Annotated in this window: 15 protein-coding genes; 4 read left to right on the forward strand and 11 right to left on the reverse strand. The window is 72.5% G+C overall.

What is annotated here, in order from left to right:
• Positions 1-97 precede the first annotated feature (97 nt).
• Positions 98-1,021 carry a LysR family transcriptional regulator gene (locus WDZ95_RS03175; RefSeq protein WP_287468942.1) on the forward strand — a complete coding sequence of 308 codons (924 nt, stop codon included), beginning with the start codon at positions 98-100 and terminating at the stop codon, positions 1,019-1,021.
• On the opposite strand, the gene WDZ95_RS03180 is transcribed toward WDZ95_RS03175, so the two are convergent.
• The 4 genes from WDZ95_RS03180 to WDZ95_RS03195 all read right to left on the reverse strand — a co-directional run bounded on the left by WDZ95_RS03180 (position 1,008) and on the right by WDZ95_RS03195 (position 4,722).
• On the reverse strand, positions 1,008-2,180 hold the full coding sequence (locus tag WDZ95_RS03180) for an alpha-hydroxy acid oxidase (protein ID WP_425776163.1): 1,173 nt from the start codon (positions 2,178-2,180) through the stop codon (positions 1,008-1,010). The genes WDZ95_RS03175 and WDZ95_RS03180 overlap by 14 nt on opposite strands.
• Positions 2,177-3,478 carry a TRAP transporter large permease gene (locus tag WDZ95_RS03185; protein WP_287468945.1) on the reverse strand — a complete coding sequence of 434 codons (1,302 nt, stop codon included), beginning with the start codon at positions 3,476-3,478 and terminating at the stop codon, positions 2,177-2,179. The genes WDZ95_RS03180 and WDZ95_RS03185 overlap by 4 nt, the downstream gene beginning before the upstream one ends.
• Positions 3,468-3,974 (reverse strand): TRAP transporter small permease, encoded by a 507-nt coding sequence (locus WDZ95_RS03190; protein ID WP_166227222.1) that lies wholly within the window; start codon positions 3,972-3,974, stop codon positions 3,468-3,470. The genes WDZ95_RS03185 and WDZ95_RS03190 overlap by 11 nt, the downstream gene beginning before the upstream one ends.
• Positions 3,975-4,248: 274 nt before the next feature.
• Entirely contained in the window at positions 4,249-4,722 is a 474-nt protein-coding gene (locus WDZ95_RS03195; protein WP_425776164.1) for an Lrp/AsnC ligand binding domain-containing protein, read from the reverse strand.
• Positions 4,723-4,817: 95 nt separating this feature from the next.
• On the opposite strand from WDZ95_RS03195, the gene putA reads away from it, so the two are divergent.
• Entirely contained in the window at positions 4,818-8,345 is a 3,528-nt protein-coding gene (gene putA, locus WDZ95_RS03200; RefSeq protein ID WP_425776165.1) for a bifunctional proline dehydrogenase/L-glutamate gamma-semialdehyde dehydrogenase PutA, read from the forward strand.
• A 12-nt stretch (positions 8,346-8,357) separates the two neighbouring features.
• Here the strand turns inward: putA and WDZ95_RS03205 are convergent, their stop codons facing one another.
• The 4 genes from WDZ95_RS03205 to WDZ95_RS03220 form a co-directional block, all read right to left on the reverse strand.
• Positions 8,358-9,701: an MATE family efflux transporter gene (locus WDZ95_RS03205; protein WP_425776166.1), complete on the reverse strand. Its 1,344-nt coding sequence runs from the start codon at positions 9,699-9,701 to the stop codon at positions 8,358-8,360.
• Between the two features lie 2 nt (positions 9,702-9,703).
• Positions 9,704-10,405 (reverse strand): SDR family oxidoreductase, encoded by a 702-nt coding sequence (locus WDZ95_RS03210; protein WP_425776167.1) that lies wholly within the window; start codon positions 10,403-10,405, stop codon positions 9,704-9,706.
• Positions 10,406-10,493: 88 nt separating this feature from the next.
• The gene (locus WDZ95_RS03215; protein WP_425776168.1) at positions 10,494-11,075 is read right to left on the reverse strand and encodes a TetR/AcrR family transcriptional regulator; all 582 of its coding nucleotides are present in this window, start codon (positions 11,073-11,075) and stop codon (positions 10,494-10,496) included.
• 95 nt (positions 11,076-11,170) lie between these two features.
• Positions 11,171-11,632 carry a helix-turn-helix domain-containing protein gene (locus WDZ95_RS03220; protein ID WP_166227228.1) on the reverse strand — a complete coding sequence of 154 codons (462 nt, stop codon included), beginning with the start codon at positions 11,630-11,632 and terminating at the stop codon, positions 11,171-11,173.
• Positions 11,633-11,767: 135 nt separating this feature from the next.
• Between WDZ95_RS03220 and WDZ95_RS03225 the strand changes: the two genes are divergently transcribed.
• Positions 11,768-12,592, forward strand: a complete 825-nt coding sequence (locus WDZ95_RS03225; protein ID WP_425776169.1) for a response regulator — start codon at positions 11,768-11,770, stop codon at positions 12,590-12,592.
• A 4-nt stretch (positions 12,593-12,596) separates the two neighbouring features.
• On the opposite strand, the gene WDZ95_RS03230 is transcribed toward WDZ95_RS03225, so the two are convergent.
• From WDZ95_RS03230 to WDZ95_RS03240, 3 genes are all read right to left on the reverse strand, one after another.
• On the reverse strand, positions 12,597-14,624 hold the full coding sequence (locus tag WDZ95_RS03230; RefSeq protein ID WP_425776170.1) for an ATP-binding protein: 2,028 nt from the start codon (positions 14,622-14,624) through the stop codon (positions 12,597-12,599).
• A gap of 156 nt (positions 14,625-14,780) precedes the next feature.
• Positions 14,781-15,992, reverse strand: coding sequence for a flavin-dependent oxidoreductase (locus WDZ95_RS03235; protein WP_425776256.1), 1,212 nt, complete (start codon positions 15,990-15,992; stop codon positions 14,781-14,783).
• A gap of 5 nt (positions 15,993-15,997) precedes the next feature.
• Positions 15,998-16,972, reverse strand: a complete 975-nt coding sequence (locus WDZ95_RS03240; RefSeq protein WP_166227231.1) for a tripartite tricarboxylate transporter substrate binding protein — start codon at positions 16,970-16,972, stop codon at positions 15,998-16,000.
• 92 nt (positions 16,973-17,064) lie between these two features.
• Between WDZ95_RS03240 and WDZ95_RS03245 the strand changes: the two genes are divergently transcribed.
• A complete protein-coding gene (locus WDZ95_RS03245) occupies positions 17,065-17,538 on the forward strand; it encodes a MarR family winged helix-turn-helix transcriptional regulator (RefSeq protein ID WP_425776171.1) in 474 nt (157 codons plus the stop codon).
• The last annotated feature ends 40 nt before the right edge of the window (positions 17,539-17,578 follow it).

Consider the following 17,578-nt stretch of genomic DNA (forward strand, 5'->3'; position numbering starts at 1 on the left):
TGGAATGCGCCGGGGGCGCTGGTGTTGTCCGCGGATGCTAGGGAGCGAGCCGCATAAATCCTATCGATAGAATCCTTGTTACACATCGAACAACAAGATGGCGAAGACCCCGGCAGACGACATCCCCACCCGCTTCGACCTGAACCTCGTGCGCGCCTTCGTCTCGATTTACGAGACCCGCAGCGTCACCCAGGCCGCGGAGCGGCTCAACCTCACGCAGCCCACCATCAGCCACGCGCTGGCGCGCCTGCGCGTGCTCTACAACGACCGCCTGTTCTCACGCGGCAGCGCGGGCCTGGTGCCCACCGCGGTGGCCGAACGGCTGCACGAGCAACTGAGCGTGGCGCTCATGGCCATCGAGGGCACGCTCGACTCGCGCGCGAGCTTCCAGCCGCTGCACTCCACGCGGCGCTTTCGCATCGCGCTGTCCGACATCGGCTCGCTGTTCTTCACGCCGCCGCTGCTCAAGCGCTTCCAGGTGGAGGCGCCCAGCATCCAGGCCGAGTTCGTGCAGCTCAACGACACGCTGCTCGACGAGCTCGCACGCGGCACGCTCGACCTCGCCATCGGCAACCTGCCCAGCCTGCACACGCACACGCGCAACGAGCTGCTGTTTCGCGAGCGCTACGTGTGCCTGCTGGCGCACGACCACCCGTGCACCGACGCGGTGATCGACCTCGACACCTTCAGCCGCGCGCGCCATGTCATGGTCACCTCGCCCTCGTCGGGCCATGCGCTGATCGACGGCGCGCTGGCCGAGCGCGGCGTGCAGCGCCGCGTGGTGGCGCTGGTGCCGCAGTTCTCGGTGCTGCCCAGCCTGGTGGAAGACAGCGACCTCGTGGTGGTGCTGCCCAGCCGCGTGGCCGAGCTGTTCGTGAGCCAGCGCCGCCTGCGCATGGCCGAACTGCCGGTACCCATCCCCGATTTCGAGGTGCGCATGCACTGGCATGCGCGGCAGGAAAACGCCTCGGCGCACAAGTGGCTGCGCGACGAGGTCCGGCGCTCGCTCAGCGGGCTGTGAACCCGGCTGTGAGCGCCTCGGCGAAGGCCGGCGCGAGCTGACCGCGCCCGAGTTCGCGCAGCGAGGCCGCGCCCATCAGCGTCATCGTGCGTTCGATCTCGCTGCCGATCAGCGCAAGCGCCTCGCGCGCGCCGGCCTCGCCGCCCGCCGCCAGGCCCCACACCGCATGGCGGCCCAGAAAAACGCCGCGCGCCCCCAGCGCCACCGCCTTGAGCACGTCGCTGCCGCGGCGAAAGCCGCTGTCGGCGAACACCGGCACGCGGCCCTCGACCGCGTCCAGGATGCCGCCGAGCACCGAGATGCTCGAGGGCGCGGCGTCGAGCTGGCGGCCGCCGTGGTTGGACACGATGAGCCCGTCCACACCGGCCTGCAGCGCGCGCCGCGCGTCGCCGTGGTGCAGCACGCCCTTGAGCAGCAGCGGCCCGCTCCAGAGGCCGCGCAGCCAGGCCAGGCTGTCCCACACCAGGCTGCGGTCCATGGCGCGCGCGAGCAGCGCGGCCTGCACCTGGGCGGAGGCCGCGCCATCGGCGTGTTCCGAGAGGTTCACGAAGCCGGGCGCGCCCTGGCGCGCCATGCCCAGCGACCACGCCGGGTGGCTGGCCAGGTCCCAGAGCATGCGCGGGCCGGGGCGAAACGGCAGCCGGAAGCCGTTGCGCACGTCGCGCTCGCGCAGGCCGCTCACGGGCACGTCCACCGTAAGCACCAGGGCCTCGAAGCGCGCGGCCTTGGCGCGGCGCACGATCTGCTCGGCGATGGCGCGTTCACCCATCACGTAGAGCTGCATCCACAGCACGGCCTCGGGCGCGGCCGCGCGCACCGCCTCCAGGCGCGCGTTCGACGCCGTGGACAACACGAAGGGCAGGCCCTGCGCGGCCGCCGCGCGCGCGAGCAGCACGTCGCCCTGCGGGCGCACCAGGCCGTTGAAGCCCACGGGCGCCACGCCCACCGGATGCGCCCAGCGCCGGCCGAACACCTCGACCGCGGTGTCGATGGCGCTGGTGTCGCGCAGGCAGTTCGGCACCAGGCGCAGCGCGTCGAGGTCGTCGCGGTTGCGGCGCAGGCAGCGCTCGTCTTCGGCGCCGCCGTCCACGTAGTCGAACACGAAGCGCGGCAGGTAGCGCCGCGCGCGGGCGCGGAAATCGTCGGTGCGCAGGCTCATGCGATGAGGCCGGGCAGCCAGAGCGAGAGCGAGGGGAAGGCGCAGAGCACCAGCAGGCGCAGCACGTCGGCCGCGATGAAGGGCATGGTGCCGCGGTAGATGCGGCCCAGCGACATGTCGCGCGCGATCGAATTGATCACGAACACGTTCATGCCCACGGGCGGGCAGATCATGCCGAAGGTCACGGCCATGACCACGATCACGCCGAACCACACCGGGTCGAAGCCCAGCTGCACCATGGCCGGGAACACGATGGGCACGGTGAGCAGGATCATCGCGAGCTCGTCCATCACCGCGCCCAGGATCAGGTAGCCCACCATGATGAGCGCGAGCACGCCGTAGGGGCCGATGGGCAGGTGCACGAGAAAGGCCACCGCGTTCTGCGTGAACTGCGTGATGGTGAGGAAGTAGCCGAACAGGTAGGCGCCGACCACGATGGTCATGATGGCCGAGGACACGCGCAGCGCGCCGATCAGCGCGCCCTTGATCTGCGGCCAGCGCAGCCGGCCGCGCGCGATGCCGATCAGCAGCGTGCCCGCCGCGCCCACGCCCGCGGCTTCCTGCACGGTGAACAGGCCGCCGTAGATGCCGCCGAGCACGAACACGAACAGCAGCACCACGGCCCACAGCGGCTTGAGCGAGGCCAGGCGCTCGCCCCAGCCGTGGCGCTCGCCGCGCGGCATCCACTCGGGCCGCACGCGCGCGATGATGGCCACGGTGATGGCGTAGAACGCGATCGCCATGAGGCCCGGCACCACGCCGGCCGCGAACAGCTGGGTGATGTCGACCTCGGTCATGAGGCCGTAGAGCACCAGGATCACCGAGGGCGGGATCATGATGCCCAGCGTGCCGCCCGCGGCGATCAGGCCCGCGGACACGCCGGGCTCGTAGCCCGCGCGGCGCATCTCGGGCAGGGCCACCTGGGTCATGGTGGCGGCCGTGGCCACCGACGAGCCGTTGATGGCCGAGAAGCCGCCGCAGGCCGCGATGGACGCGAGCGCGAGACCGCCGCGCCGGTGGTGCAGCCAGGCCCTGCCGGCCGCGAACAGCTCGGCGCTCATGCCCGAGTGCGAGGCGAAGGCCCCCATGAGGATGAACATGGGAATGACGATGAGGTTGTAGTCGGTGAGCACCGACAGCGGCACGTTGGCCAGCAGGTTCAGGCCGGGCGTGAAGCCGGCGAGCGCGCCGAAGCCCGCCACGCCCGCGATGCCCATGGCCACGCCGATGGGCACGCGCAGCGCCATGAGCGCGAACATGCCGACGAAGCCCAGCAGGGCGACGAGATCACGATCCATGGACGGCCTCCGCGTTCGCGCCTTCGGCGTCGTCCAGGCGGGCCTCGCGGCCCAGCGGCAGCTGCAGCAGGCGCACCAGCGCCAGCCCCGCGGCCACCGTGGCGCCGACCGCACCGGCGCTGTAGAACCACACCAGCGGCAGGCGCAGGTCCATGGTGCTCTGGCTGCCGGTGCCGCCCACCTTCACCCACACCATCCAGGCCAGCGGCACGAGGAAGGCCAGCGTGATCGCGGTGGCGAGCAGGTCGATCCACAGGCGGCCGCGGCGGCCCAGCGCTTCCCACAGCAGGTCGACCGCGATGTGGTTGCCGTAGTAGGTGGCGATGGCGATGCCCCAGAACATGGCCACACCGAGCAGCATCTGCGTGCCGTCGAACCAGTCGGGGATCTGCCAGTCGAAGCAGTAGCGCACGAACACGTTGGCCGCGGTGAGCAGCGCGATCAGCAGCAGCGCGAGCGCGGCCAGGGTTTCGACGAGGGAGAGCAAACGCTTCACGGCGCCCCCTTCGTCGTGTCGTTGTTGGAAGGGTTCAGGCCCATCGTCGTGTCTCCGTTGTTGTGTGACCGGCCTGCGCTGGCCGGCCTTCTTGGCGGGACCGGACTGTATGGGTGAGGCTGCGCGCTGTCGAATAGACCGCAACGATGCGGCGCATGGATGGCGTCGATGTGCGCGGCGGCGCAAGGCGGTACAAGGCGATGGCGATCGCCGTGCGATCGCGGTCCGATCGCCGTCTATGTGCAACAGCGACCGGATCGATGGGCGAAGGCGCTCAGCCCAGGTGCAGCTTGGCCGAGCTCTTCACCTCTTCCATCACCGCGTAGGTGCGCGTCTCGCGCACGCCCGGCAGCTGCCACAACACCGTGCCGGCGAAGCGGCGGTAGGCCTCCATGTCGGCCACGCGCGTCTTCACGAGGTAGTCGAAGCCGCCCGCGACCATGTGGCATTCGAGGATCTCGGGGCGCACCTGCACCGCGGCGCGGAACTGCTCGAACACGTTGGTGGTGGTGCGGTCGAGCAGCACCTCGACGAACACCAGCAGGCCCGCGCCCAGCAGGGCCGGGTTCAGCCGCGCCTCGTAGCCCAGGATGTAGCCCTCACGCGTGAGCCGCTGCACGCGCGCCAGCACCGCCGTGGGCGACAAGGCCACCGCTTCGGCGAGCTTGAGGTTGGCGATGCGGCCATCGTCCTGCAGGGTCTGCAGGATGCGGCGGTCGATGCGGTCGAGTTCGCTCACGTCGGGCATGGTGGTGAATCATTCGGCTGAAACACGGAATTTCCGAACAATATGCCATGAAATATGCAAGAGACTGCTGCCATTGCACAGCTTCCTGCCCATTCATGGACACCCTGCTCACCCCGCCCTCCCCCCTGGCCGATACCCCGCTGCGCCGCGCCATCACCGCGGCCTGGCGCACGCCCGAACCCGAGTTGTTGCCGGCCCTGGTGGCCGCCGCGCGCTTGCCCGCCGCGACGGCGCAGGCCACGCAGGCGCTGGCGCGCCGGCTCGCGCAAGGCCTGCGCGAACGCAAGGCCTCGGCGGGCCGCGCGGGCTTGGTGCAGAACCTGCTGCAGGAATACGCGCTGTCGTCGCAGGAGGGCGTGGCGCTCATGTGCCTGGCCGAGGCGCTGCTGCGCATTCCCGACACCGCCACGCGCGACGCGCTGATCCGCGACAAGATCGCGCAGGGCCGCTGGCACGCACACCTGGGCCAGAGCCCCTCGCTGTTCGTGAACGCGGCCACCTGGGGCCTGCTCATCACCGGCAAGCTGGTGGCCACGCACAGCGAGTCCGGCCTGTCGAGTGCGCTCGCGCGGCTCGTGGGCCTGGGGGGCGAGCCGCTGATCCGCCGCGGCGTGGACATGGCGCTGCGCCTGATGGGCGAGCAGTTCGTCACCGGCGAGACCATCGCCGAGGCCCTGCGCAAGGCCCGTGTGCGCGAGGCCGAGGGCTTCCGCTACTCGTTCGACATGCTCGGCGAGGCCGCGCTGACCGCGCACGATGCGGCGCGCTACCGCCTCGCCTACGAAGACGCGATCGACGCGATCGGCCGCGCCTCGGCGGGCCGCGGCGTGTACCAGGGCCCGGGCATCTCGATCAAGCTCTCGGCCCTGCACCCGCGCTACAGCCGCGCGCAGCAAGACCGCGTGATGGACGAGCTCTACCCGGTGCTGCTGCGGCTGTGCACGCTCGCGCGGCAGCACGGCATCGGACTCAACATCGACGCCGAAGAGGCCGACCGGCTCGAGCTCTCGCTCGACCTGCTCGAGCGGCTCTGCTTCGAGCCGACGCTGCGCGGCTGGAACGGCCTGGGCTTCGTGGTGCAGGCCTACCAGAAGCGCTGCCCCGCGGTGATCGAGCACCTCATCGACCTCGGCACGCGCAGCCAGCGCCGGCTCATGGTGCGGCTGGTGAAGGGCGCGTACTGGGACAGCGAGATCAAGCGCGCGCAACTCGACGGCCTGCCCGGCTACCCGGTGTACACGCGCAAGCCCTACACCGACGTGGCCTACATCGCCTGCGCGCGCCGCCTGCTCGCGGCGCCGCAGGCCGTCTACCCGCAGTTCGCCACGCACAACGCGCACACGCTCGCGGCCATCCACGAACTCGCCGACCCGGGCGCGTGGCATCCGGAGCAGTACGAATTCCAGTGCCTGCACGGCATGGGCGAGCCGCTGTACGAGCCCGTGGTGCGCAGCCCCGAACAGGGTGGCCTGGGCCGGCCCTGCCGCATCTACGCACCCGTGGGCACGCACGAAACGCTGCTGGCCTACCTGGTGCGCCGGCTGCTCGAGAACGGGGCCAACACCTCGTTCGTGCACCGCATCGCCGACCCGGGCGTGCCGCTCGACGAACTCGTGCGCGACCCGGTGGAAGCCATCGAGGCCATGGCGCGCGACGAGGGCACGCTGGGGCTTCCGCACCCGGCCATCCCGCTGCCGGTCGACCTGTATGGCGCGGCGCGGCGCAATTCGACGGGCCTGGACCTGTCCAACGAAGCGCAGCTGCGCGAGCTGGCCCACGAACTGGCCGAGGCCGCGCAGCGGCCGCCGCTGCAGCCACGACAGCGTGTGCCCGACGCCAGCGCCGGCGAGATCGCCGCCGCGCTGCAGCGCGCCGCCGACCACGCGAGCGCCTGGGCCGCGGTGCCCGCATCCGAGCGCGCGCAGCGGCTCGAGGCCGCGGCCGACCGGCTGCAGCGCGACAGGCCCGCGCTCATGGCGCTGCTGATCCACGAAGCGGGCAAGACCGCGGCCAACGCCGTGGGCGAGGTGCGCGAGGCGGTGGACTTCCTGCGCTACTACGCGGCCCAGGTGCGCGAGCAGTTTCACAACGACACGCACCGCCCGCTCGGGCCCGTGGTCTGCATCAGCCCCTGGAACTTCCCGCTCGCGATCTTCATGGGCCAGGTGGCGGCCGCGCTCGCGGCGGGCAACGTGGTGCTGGCCAAGCCCGCGGAGCAGACGCCGCTGGTTGCGCAGGCCGCGGTGCAGGCGCTGTGGGACGCGGGCGTGCCGCGCGAAGCGGTGCAGCTGCTGCCCGGCGACGGCGCCACCGTCGGCGCCCCGCTGGTGGCCGACCCGCGCGTGATGGGCGTGCTCTTCACCGGCTCCACCGAGGTCGCGCGGCTGCTGCAGCGCGCGCTCGTGGGCCGCGTTGACGCGCGGGGCCGGCCGGTGCCGCTGATCGCCGAGACCGGCGGCCAGAACGCGATGATCGTGGACGCCTCGGCCCTGGCCGAGCAGGTGGTGGCCGACGCCATCGCTTCGGCCTTCGACAGCGCGGGCCAGCGCTGCTCGGCGCTGCGCGTGCTGTGCGTGCAGGACGACGTGGCCGATCGCGTGACCGGGATGCTGCTGGGCGCGATGGCCGAGCTTCGCGTGGGCGACCCGGCGCGGCTGGCCACCGACCTGGGCCCGGTGATCGATGCCGAAGCGCACGCCAACATCCAGCGCCACATCGACGCGATGCGCGCGCGCGGCCACCGCGTGCACCAGGCGTGGCACGGCGCGGGCGAAGCGCTGCCGCCGGGCCACTTCGTGCCGCCCACGCTGATCGAGATTGGTCACCTCGGCGAGCTCGGGCGCGAGGTGTTCGGCCCGGTGCTGCACCTGCTGCGCTACCGCCGCGACGAGCTCGACGCCCTGCTCGCGCAGATCAACGCCACCGGCTACGGCCTCACGCTGGGCCTGCACACGCGCATCGACGAAACCGTGGCGCGCGTGCTGGCTGCGGCGCGCGTGGGCAACGTCTACGTGAACCGCAACATGGTGGGCGCGGTGGTGGGCGTGCAGCCCTTCGGCGGCGAAGGCCTGTCGGGCACGGGGCCCAAGGCCGGCGGCCCGCTCTACCTGTACCGCCTGCTGTCGCAGCGGCCCGCCGATGGCGCGCAACGCGCCACCGCGCTGGCCGCCAGCGGCGAAGGCCAGTGCCTCGCGGGCCCCACGGGCGAGCGCAACCTGTACCGGCTGGTGCCGCGCGAGCGCGTGCTGTGCCTGGCCGGCAGCGAGGCCGACCGCCTCACACAAACGCGCGCCGTGCTCGCGGCGGGCGGCCATGCGCTGTGGCCGGCCGAGGCCGAGGCGACGTGGCGCGCACTGCCGGCCGACACGCGCGCCCGCGTCATGCTCGCGCGCGACTGGACCGCGCCCGGTGTGGCCTTCGACCTCGTGCTGCTGCACGGCGATCTCGACGCGCTGCGCCGCGTGCAACAGGCCCTGGCCGCGCGCGATGGCCCGGTGGTGCCGGTGGAGCGCTTCGCGCCCGGCGACACGCAGCTGCCCGCAGAGCGCCTGGTGGTGGAGCGCGCGCTGAGCGTGAACACGGCGGCGGCCGGGGGCAACGCCACGCTCATGAGCATTGGCTGAAAGCGCGGCCGGTCAGTGTGGCGCTGCGCCCCAGTTGCTGCGCCACGTGGCCCAGGCCAGCGTCAGGCCCATGAGCGCCAGGCTCGCGGCCACCACGCCGTACAGCGCCTGCGGCCCCGCGCCCAGCGCGTGCAACGCGAGCCAGCCGCCCAGGCCCACCACCAGCAGGCGCAGCGCGCTCGCCACCAGCGGCCACAGCAGGCGGCCCGCGCCTTGCGAGGCGAAGAACAGCGCCAGGCCGAGGCCGAAGAAGCCATAGGCGCCGCCCACCACGCGCAGGTAGCCCGCGCCCGCGGCCTGCACCGCGGGGTCGGCGCTGAACGCGGCCATCCACAACTGCGGCCACAGCGCGGCCACGAGGCCGATCGTGCCGGTGAGGGCCCACACCAGGGCCGCGCCGGTCCAGGCCACGCGCTTGGCGCGCGGCGCCTGGCCCGCGCCCAGGTTGGTCGCGACCATGGCGGTGAGCGCGCTGCCCACGCCGAAGGCCACGGGCACCAGGATGTATTCGAGCCGCGCCGCGATGCCGTAGCCCGCGATCGCCAGGCTGCCGAAGCCGGCCACGTAGGCGGTGGCGAAGGCGATCGAGCCGTTGCTGAGCAAGGGGTTGAGCGCCGAGGGCAAGGCGATGCGCAGGATCGGCCGGAAACCCTCGCGGTCCAGCGTCCACGGCACCCCGAGCAGGCGCACGCGCCGCCCCAGCCGCGAAAGCCAGGCGAGCAGCGCGAGCGCGGCCACGGCGTTGGTCGTGACCGTGCTCGCCGCCGCGCCCGCCACGCCCAGCGCCGGCACCGGCCCGGCGCCGAACACCAGCAGCGGGCACAGCAGCAGGTGCAGCGCCGTGGTGCCCAGCAGCGCGAGCGCGGCCGCGCCCATGTGGCCCGCGCCGCGCGCCACGCCCGCGAGCACGTTCACGCCCCAGATCGCCGCGGCCCCCGCGAACAGCACGCCGGCGTAGCGGCCCGCTTCGTGCAGCACCGCGCCCTGCGCGCCCATGGCGCGGTAGACCAGCGGCGTGGCGAACAGCGCAGTGAACAGCAGCGAGGCGATCAGCCCGAGCACCAGCGCGTGCTGCGCCAGGCGCGTGGCCAGCGCGGCGTCGCCCGCGCCGAGCGCGCGCGCCACCACCGCGGTGGTGCTGCCGCCCAGGCCGCCGGCCGACATGTGCAGCATGAGCATGGCCAGCGGCAGCACCACCGCCACGCCGGCCAGCGCGTCGGCGCCGAGCCGGCCCACGATGTAGCCGTCGAAGCCGATCACCACGGTGGCGGCGAACAGGCCGAGCACGTTGGGCGCGGCCAGCCGCAGCAGCGTGGGCAGCACCGGGCCGCCGAGCATGAGGCGCGTGGCGTCCATGCTCAGGCCGCGGCGAGGTAGGCCGGCGTGGCGCTCGAGAGCGAGGCCTTGACCTGCTGCGTGAGCGCATCGGCCAGCACCTCGTCGGCGCCGGCTTCGAGGCCGTCGAAGGCCCGGGCCACGATGGCCTCGGGCGTGGACTTGGGTGCGTCGATGCCGTGCGTGAGCGCCGTGTCCACAAAGCCCATGTGCAGCGCGGTGACCTGCGTGCCCTGTGCGCGCAGCTCGTGCCGCAGGCCGTTGGTGAGCGCCCAGGCGGCCGACTTGGTGGCGCCATAGGTGCCGAGCAGCGGGCGGTTGATCCAGCTCGCGATGGACAGCACATTGAGCAGCGCCCCGCCGCCGTGGGCCGCGAGCACGGGCGCGAAGGCCTGGCTCATGCGCAGCATGCCGAAGAAGTTGACCTCGAGCTGGCGCCGCGTGGATTCGAGTGTCGTGTCCGCCAGGAAGCCGCCGGTCTCGGCCACGCCCGCGTTGTTGATCAGCAGCGTCACGTCGCCGGCCTCGCGCACGGCGCGCGCCACCTGCTCGGGGTCGGTCACGTCGAGTGGCAGCGGCGTGACGCCGGGCAGCGTGACCGCGCCGAGCTGGCGGCTCGCGGCGTACACGCGGCGCGCGCCGCGCGCGAGTGCTTCGCGCGCAAAGGCCAGACCGATGCCGCGGTTGGCACCGGTGATGAGGACGGTGGCGTTCTGGATCTGCATGAGGGACTCCTGGGTGGCTTCAATATGACGATCGTCATATTGAAGGTTTGCAAAAAAGCGCCCGGGGGCGCGTGCGGGGACGGACGGATCAGTGGGCGCCGAAGCGTTCGAGCAGGAAGGCGCGGCTGGCGGCCAGGTGGCGGCGCCCCTGGGCGTTGTCGCCGAGCAGCCGCGCGGTCTGCAGCGCGCCGACGAGCTGCGAGGTGACGATGGCCGCGTCGTCGCGGCCGCGTGAGGTGCCGAGCGTGGCCGCGACCGCGTCGGTCAGGCCCGCGATGCGGCGCGCGGCCGCGGCGCGCACGGCCTCGGACTGGCGCGGCATCTCGGAGGCCAGCGCGGCCACCGGGCAGCCGCTGTCGGGCGACTTGAGGTGGCGCTCGGACAGGTAGGCCTCGACCAGTGCGCGGAAGCGCTCGCCCGGCGCGTCGCCGACCTTGTCGATCGCGCGCTGCAGTCGGCTGCGGCTGTCGTGGCCGGCGCGCTCCAGTGCCTCGGCGAGCAGCGCGTCGCGCGAGGCGAAGTGCGCATAGAAGCCGCCGTGCGTGAGTCCCGCGCGCTTCATGATGTCGGCCACGCCCACGCCGTCGAAGCCGTGCGCGCGCATCACGCCCGCGGCCACATCGAGGATGCGGTCGTGGGTCTGTTCCTTGCGGCTGAGGGGCGTGTCCATGGCGGGAGGGTTTCGGGCAGGCCGCGATTCTGCGCCATTATGATGACCATCATATTTCGAGGGCCATTCACCCAAGGCGAGCGCGCCAGGCCCGATCAGGCGGCTTCGGCGAGGCGGCGGCGCGCCTCGCGCACGCCCATCTTCTTGAGGCCGGCGATCTTCGCGAGCTGCGCGGCACGCGGCATCACCTGGCCCGATTCCCACTTGTAGATCGACAGCGGCGAGACCCCGAGCAGCTGCGCCATCTGGGCCTGCGTGAGGCCCAGGCGCCGGCGCGTGGCGGCGAAGGCCTCGGCGCTGTAGGGCGCGGGCTGGCGGCCCCGCCGGCGCGGCGCCGCGTCGGCCGGGGCCGGCTGCGGGGCCGCGGCGGGCGCCTGCTGCAGGCGCCGACCCAACTGCCGGCCGTTGGACTGCAGCGCCTTGATCTCGCGCTTGAGGGCCGCGATCTCGCTGCGGTGGTGGGCCACGGCCTTGCGCAGGAACTGGACCTCGCCCTTGAGTTCTTTGCGCGCCACGCGGGCGATTTCGGCTTTGAGGGTGTCGGCGAGGTTGGGCATGGCGCGCATCCTACTCTTGCGTCCTGCGCGCCACACTCAAGTTGTCGCCCGCGCTGCCGAAACCCCTTGGGTCCCCCTCAATGCGCGCTCGTGTGCGACCATGCGGCCTTTGCCGTCACTACCAGGAGTTTGCCGATGACCACCCCCGCGGCGCCCCAACGCCACAAGGTGCTGATCGTCGATGACGATCCCGGCATGGTGCACCTGCTGGCCCGCACCCTGCTCGACTTCGCCCAGCTGCATTTCGCCGTGCGCGGTGACGACGCCCTGGCCAAGCTGGCCCAGCACAAGCCCGATCTGCTGGTGGTCGACGCCGAACTGCCCGACCTCGACGGCTACGCCGTGATCGAGCGCATGCGCGAGAACCGCGAGCTCGACCACACCTCGGTGGTCATGGTGACCTCGCACAACGACGCCAGCCACCGCCAGCGCGCCTTCGCCGCGGGCGTGCTCGACTTCTTCACCAAGCCCATCGACCGCGACCTGATCCGCATGCGCGTGCAGCAGATCCTCAGCGGCGAGGGCATGGAGCTGATCGAACTCGACGACCGCCCGCTGCCCGAACGCCGGGCCGCGGCACCGGCGGTGGCTCCGCGGCCGGCGCCGCCCGCGGCCGCCCGCGGCGACCAGCCCGATTTCGAACCCACCATGATCAACTGGCCGACCGAGTCGCCCACGGCGCGCGCGCAGGCGGCGGCCGAAGCGGCCCAGGCCGAGCCTGCCACGCCGACCGCGCCGGCCGCGCCCGCTGCGGCCGCCGACGCGGCCCCGCCGATCGACGTGCACGCCGTGACCTCGGAGCTGTTCGAGCGCATGTCGGCCATCCTGTCGCAGGCCGAGGTGCTGCGCGAGCGCCTGCCCGCCGACGCGGGCGCGGACGAGGTTTACCCGATCCAGCGCATTCAGGAAGAGTGCGCCGAGGTGATCCAGCTGCTGGTCACCATCAGCGGCGAAGGCTGAGCCCTCAGGCCTCGGCCGGCGCGGCGGTCTGCGGCGGCCGCGCCGCCGGGGGTTCCGGGTCGAGCGTGAACTCGGCCACCGTGCCCACCCCCACCTGGCTGCGCAGGTGCACCTGACCGCCGTGGTGGCGCACGATGCGCTGCACCATGCTCAGGCCCACGCCGCTGCCCTCGAACTGCGATGAGGGGTGCATGCGCCGGAACGGCTGGAACAGGTGCTGGGCGCGCGCCATGTCGAAGCCCACGCCGTTGTCGGTCACGCGGTACCAGGTGCGCAGGCCCTCGCTGTGGCTGTCGATGCGTACGCGCGCCTCGGGGTTGCGGCGGCTGTACTTCCAGGCGTTGTGCAACAGGTTCTGCCACACCTGCGCCACCAGGTCGGGGTCGCCCAGCGCCGGCGGCAGTGCGTCGATGCGCACATCCACCGCCCGCTGCGGATCGGCTGCCTGCACCAGCCGCCAGGTGTCTTCGCACAAGGCGCGCATGTCGATGGTCTGCCGCACCTGCTCGCGCTGCTCCACCTGGGCCAGGTGGCTCAGCGCCTCGATCATGGCGTTCATGCGGCGCGTGGCCTTCTCGACCTGCTCGCTGTACTCCAGCGCCTCGTCGGTGTAGCCGAGCGCCAGGCGCTCGCGCAGCAGGCTCACGAAGCCCTGGATGGCCAGCAGCGGCGCGCGCAGGTCGTGGGCGACGGCGCGCGTGAACTCGCGCGCGCGCTCCTCGCCGGGCAGGGGCTCGGGCGCTTGCAGGGCCTGGGGTGCCTCGCCCACCTCGCGGGCGGCCTCGTCGCGCAATTGCTCGTAGGCGAGGCGAAAGCCCGCGTCGCTCGCGAGGCGGCCGCTCACGTCGCGCACGATGCACAGCACCGCGCTCGCCTCGCCCACGTGCAGCCGCTCGGCGTGCACCAGGCAGGCGCGGCGCGTGCCGTCGCGGTGGGTCACGGTGAGCGGCAGGCCGTCGAACAGGCCGTCGGTGTTGATGGCGTTCACCATGCCCTGCAGCGCGAGGCGGTCGGCGTGGTGGGCGAGCCCGCGCAGGGTCTGGCCCACGAGGTCTTCGACGGGAACGCCGAGCAGCGCGGCCAGGGCGGCGTTGGCGTCGCGCACCACGCCGCTGCGGTGGTCGATCAGCAGCATGGGCTCGGGGTTGCGCTGGAAAGTGCGGTCCAGCAGTTCCTGCGCGTGCCGCAGGGCCTGCTCGGCGGCATGGCGCTGCCGGCGCTCGCGCGCCACGGCGCGGCCGCGGCGCGCAAGCGCCCAGGCCGATCCGAGCAGCAGCACCGAGGCGCCCGCGGCCAGGCCCCAGGTCCAGCGCTGCTGCACGCGCAGGTCGCGCGCCATGGCCAGCCGCTCCGTGTGCGCAAAGGCCGATTCGCCCGGCAGCCAGCGTTCGCGCAGCGCCGGCAGCGTGCCATTCGCTTCGAGACGGTCGATCGCGGCCTGCAGTTCGGTGCGCAGCGCCTCGCGGCCCGGCGGCACGGCGAAGGCATAGGTCTGCAGGCTGAAGCTGCGCTCGCCGGCGACCAGGCCGGGCATGGCGGCCAGCAGGGGATCGCCGTACGAGCGCGGCAGCAGGGCCATGTCGGCGTCGCCGCGCTGCACGGCGTCGAGCGCGGCCTGCGGCGAGGCCACACGCAGCGGGTCGCGCACACCCGAGAGCCAACGCGCCAGGCTCTCGCGCATGGGCTCGGAGTCGAGCACGGCCAGGCGCACGCCCTGCAGGTCCTGCAGCGCGCGCGGCGCCGCGGCGCCGGCGGGCAGGTACACCGCGTGCAGCGGCGCCGCGTGGCTGCGCAGGAAGCGCGCGAAGGCGCGGCGGTTGGTGGTTTCGACCATGGCCACCAGGTCGACCCGCCCGGCCCGGAAGGCCTCGATGGTGGCCGGCCAGGGCTGCAGCGACACCTCGATGGTGGCGTTCAGCTCGCGCCCGAGGGCCGCCAGCAGGTCGACGTGGAAACCCACGGGGCGGCCCTGGGCGTCGAGCGATTCGAATGGGGGAAAGGCCTCATCGCCACCGTAGCGCAGGACGCGCACGGCAGGTGCGGGCGACGAAGAGGGCGTGGGTTGGGGCACAGGGGCTCCGACACCCATGGGGGTGTCTCGACCGCGGACATTGCCACATTACCGGCCCGGTACGCCACCGCTGAAGCGCAAGCACCGGCGCATCCGTCGGAAATGCGCCACGGCGCCTCAGCGGGCCTTGAGCGAGAACCCGGCCACCTGCTTGTAATGCTCCGAAATGGCGCGCAGTTCGTCCTGGCTGATGAGGTCGTCGATGCGGCCGAAGGGTTGGCCGCCGCTGAGCTCGTCGGCCTTCATGATGATGAAGTCGGGCGGCAGGGTGCGGTTGGTCTGCACCACGCGCGCCGTGGCCTCCCGGCGCGCCGCCTCGTAGCGCTCCAGCGCGGCTTCGGGGTCGGCGGGGGTGTCGGCGAGCGCGTCGGCCAGGGTTCGGGCGTCGATCAGCGCCTGGGCCGAGCCGTTGGAGCCGCGCGGGTACATCGGGTGGGCGGCGTCGCCCATGAGGGTCACGCGGCCGTGGCGCCAGCGCGGCAGCGGGTCTTTGTCGACCATGGGGTACTCGAAGATCTGCTGCGCGCCGGTGATGAGCGCGGGCACGTCGAGCCAGTCGTAGCGCCAGGCGGCGAAGGTGGGCAGGAAGTCGTCGAGCCGGCCGGGCTGGTTCCAGTCGTTCATGCGCGCGGCGGGGTCGCGGATCTCGGCCACCCAGTTGATGAGCTGGTTGCCCTGACCGTCGACGTTGTCCACGATGGGGTAGATCACCATCTTGCCGGTGTCGATGCTGCCGATGCGCAGGTAGCTCTGGCCCGTGAGGATGGGCTTGTGCACCGTGACGCCGCGCCAGGTGTTGATGCCCGCGTAGCACACGCGGTCCTCGGGGAAGAAGTGCCGGCGCACGGCCGAGTTCACGCCGTCGCAGGCCACCACCAGATCGGCCTGCACCTGGCTGCCGTCGTGAAAGCGCAGCGTGGCGTCGCGCCCGCCCAGCGACAGACCCTGCAGGCGCCGGCCGGTGTGCAGCCGTGCGGCGCCCAGGCGCTGCAGCGCCGCGCGCCAGAGCACGCCGTGCAGGCGGCCGCGGTGGATGCCCAGCTCGGGCAGCGCATAACCCGCGTGCCGCCCGCGCGGCTCGCTGTAGACGAACTGGCCCCAGCGGTTGAAGAACACGCTTTCGCGGTTGGCAATGGCGATGGCCTCGAGCTCGCCGAGCAGGCCCAGCGTGTCGAGCTCCTGCACGGCGTGCGGCAGCAGCGTGATGCCCACGCCCAGCTCCTTCATCTCGGGTGCTGCCTCGTACACCTCGCAGGCCAGGCCGCGCCGGTGCAGCGCGAGCGCGAACGCCAGGCCCGCAATGCCGCCCCCGACGACGGCGATCTTCAGCGCGCTCATTCGGCTTTGATGCTCTGGGCCTTGATCAGCGCGGCCCAGCGGTCCGCGTCCTGCGCCACCAGACGGCCGAAGGCCTCGGGCGTGTCGGTGGCCGGATCCATGCCCTGCCCTTCGAAGGCCTTTTTCACCTCGTCGCTGCGCAGGATGTCGTTGATCTCGCGGTTGAGCATGGCGACCTGGGACGCGGGCATGCCCTTGGGCGCGAACACGCCGTACCACATGTCCACGTTCACGTTGCCCGCGCGCGCTTCGGCCAGCGTGGGCAGATCGGGCAGCAGCGGGTGGCGCTTGTCGCTGCCGATGCCCAGCGCCACCAGGCGGCCGCTGCGCACCTGCGGCAGCGCCACGTGGATCGGCAGGAACATGGCGTCGACCTGGCCGCCGATGAGGTCGCTCACCGCGGGGCCGGTGCCGCGGTAGGGAATGTGCGTGAGGAAGACCCGGGCCGTGTTCTTGAACAGTTCCATGGACAGGTGGTGCGGCGTGCCCACGCCCGGCGAGGCGTAGTTGAGCCTGCCCGGTGCCTGGCGGGCGGCGGCGACGAGGTCGGCCGCGCTCTTGTAGCCGGTGCGCGGGTGCGTGACCAGGATCAGCTGGCCCCAGCTCGTGAGGCCGATGGGCTGCAGGTCGCGCACCGGGTCGAAGCCCAGTTGCGGGTAGAGGCTGCGGTTCATCACCAGCGTGTTCACGCTCACCAGCAGCGTGCTGCCGTCGGGCGCGGCGCGCACCACCGCCTCGGTGCCGATGTTGCCCGACGCGCCCGCGCGGTTTTCCACCACCACCGGCCGCTTGAGCCGCTCGGACAGGCGCGGCCCCAGCGTGCGCGCGATCAGGTCGATGCCCGTGCCCGGGGTGAAGGGCACGATCAACCGCAGCGGTGCGTCGGCACTCTGGGCGGCCGCCACGCCGGCCGAAGCCAACAATGCCGCACCCAGCAGGCGGCGGCGAGCAGGGGAGTTCAGCAAGGCCATGGACACACTCCAAACGTAAGCATGCTTCCTACTATCCGCCGAATCACGAACCGCATCATCCGTAGAATCCCGCGTCCCTCCACACCACCACCATGACGCTGAGCGACCTTTACCAACGGCCGGGCTTCCTGTTGCGCCGCACGCACCAGATCTCGGCCGCCGTGTTCGAAAGCGCGTGCGCCGAGGTCGGCCTCACGCCGGCCCAGTACGGCGTGCTCACGGTGCTGGCGGCCGAGCCGGGGCTGGACCAGACGCGCCTGGCGCGCGCCCTGGCCTTCGACAAGGTCACGGTGATGCGGGTGCTCAAGGGCCTGGAAGAACGCGGTCTGGTGCAGCGCGAGCGCTCGCGCGTGAGCCGGCGCCAGATGACGGTGAGCCTCACACCGCAGGGGCGCGATCTGCACGCGGCCGCGCGCGAACCCGCGGAGCGCGCCTACCAGCGGCTGTTGTCGCCGCTGTCGCCCCAGCAGCGCCGCCAGCTGATCGAATTGCTGCAGACCCTCACCGACGGACTGGCCGACGAGGCGCGCGCGCCCTTCGTGCCGCTGCACGCGCCCAAGGCCTGAGGGCGGGGTTGGCCCGCTGATTGCTATGCCTGCTTGGGGG

It is taken from the genome of Hydrogenophaga sp. T2, from assembly GCF_049843535.1.
Classification (GTDB): Bacteria; Pseudomonadota; Gammaproteobacteria; order Burkholderiales; family Burkholderiaceae_C; genus Hydrogenophaga; species Hydrogenophaga crocea.

Excerpts from the sequence above, each read along its gene's own strand:
- WDZ95_RS03210 (WP_425776167.1), bottom strand. The coding sequence starts at position 10,405 with ATGCAGATCCAGAACGCCACCGTCCTCATCACCGGTGCCAACCGCGGC.
- WDZ95_RS03245 (WP_425776171.1), top strand. The coding sequence starts at position 17,065 with ATGACGCTGAGCGACCTTTACCAACGGCCGGGCTTCCTGTTGCGCCGC.
- WDZ95_RS03175 (WP_287468942.1), top strand. The coding sequence starts at position 98 with ATGGCGAAGACCCCGGCAGACGACATCCCCACCCGCTTCGACCTGAAC.
- WDZ95_RS03215 (WP_425776168.1), bottom strand. The coding sequence starts at position 11,075 with ATGGACACGCCCCTCAGCCGCAAGGAACAGACCCACGACCGCATCCTC.
- WDZ95_RS03185 (WP_287468945.1), bottom strand. The coding sequence starts at position 3,478 with ATGGATCGTGATCTCGTCGCCCTGCTGGGCTTCGTCGGCATGTTCGCG.
- putA (WP_425776165.1), top strand. The coding sequence starts at position 4,818 with ATGGACACCCTGCTCACCCCGCCCTCCCCCCTGGCCGATACCCCGCTG.
- WDZ95_RS03180 (WP_425776163.1), bottom strand. The coding sequence starts at position 2,180 with ATGAGCCTGCGCACCGACGATTTCCGCGCCCGCGCGCGGCGCTACCTG.
- WDZ95_RS03240 (WP_166227231.1), bottom strand. The coding sequence starts at position 16,972 with ATGGCCTTGCTGAACTCCCCTGCTCGCCGCCGCCTGCTGGGTGCGGCA.
- WDZ95_RS03220 (WP_166227228.1), bottom strand. The coding sequence starts at position 11,632 with ATGCCCAACCTCGCCGACACCCTCAAAGCCGAAATCGCCCGCGTGGCG.
- WDZ95_RS03225 (WP_425776169.1), top strand. The coding sequence starts at position 11,768 with ATGACCACCCCCGCGGCGCCCCAACGCCACAAGGTGCTGATCGTCGAT.
- WDZ95_RS03205 (WP_425776166.1), bottom strand. The coding sequence starts at position 9,701 with ATGGACGCCACGCGCCTCATGCTCGGCGGCCCGGTGCTGCCCACGCTG.
- WDZ95_RS03195 (WP_425776164.1), bottom strand. The coding sequence starts at position 4,722 with ATGCCCGACGTGAGCGAACTCGACCGCATCGACCGCCGCATCCTGCAG.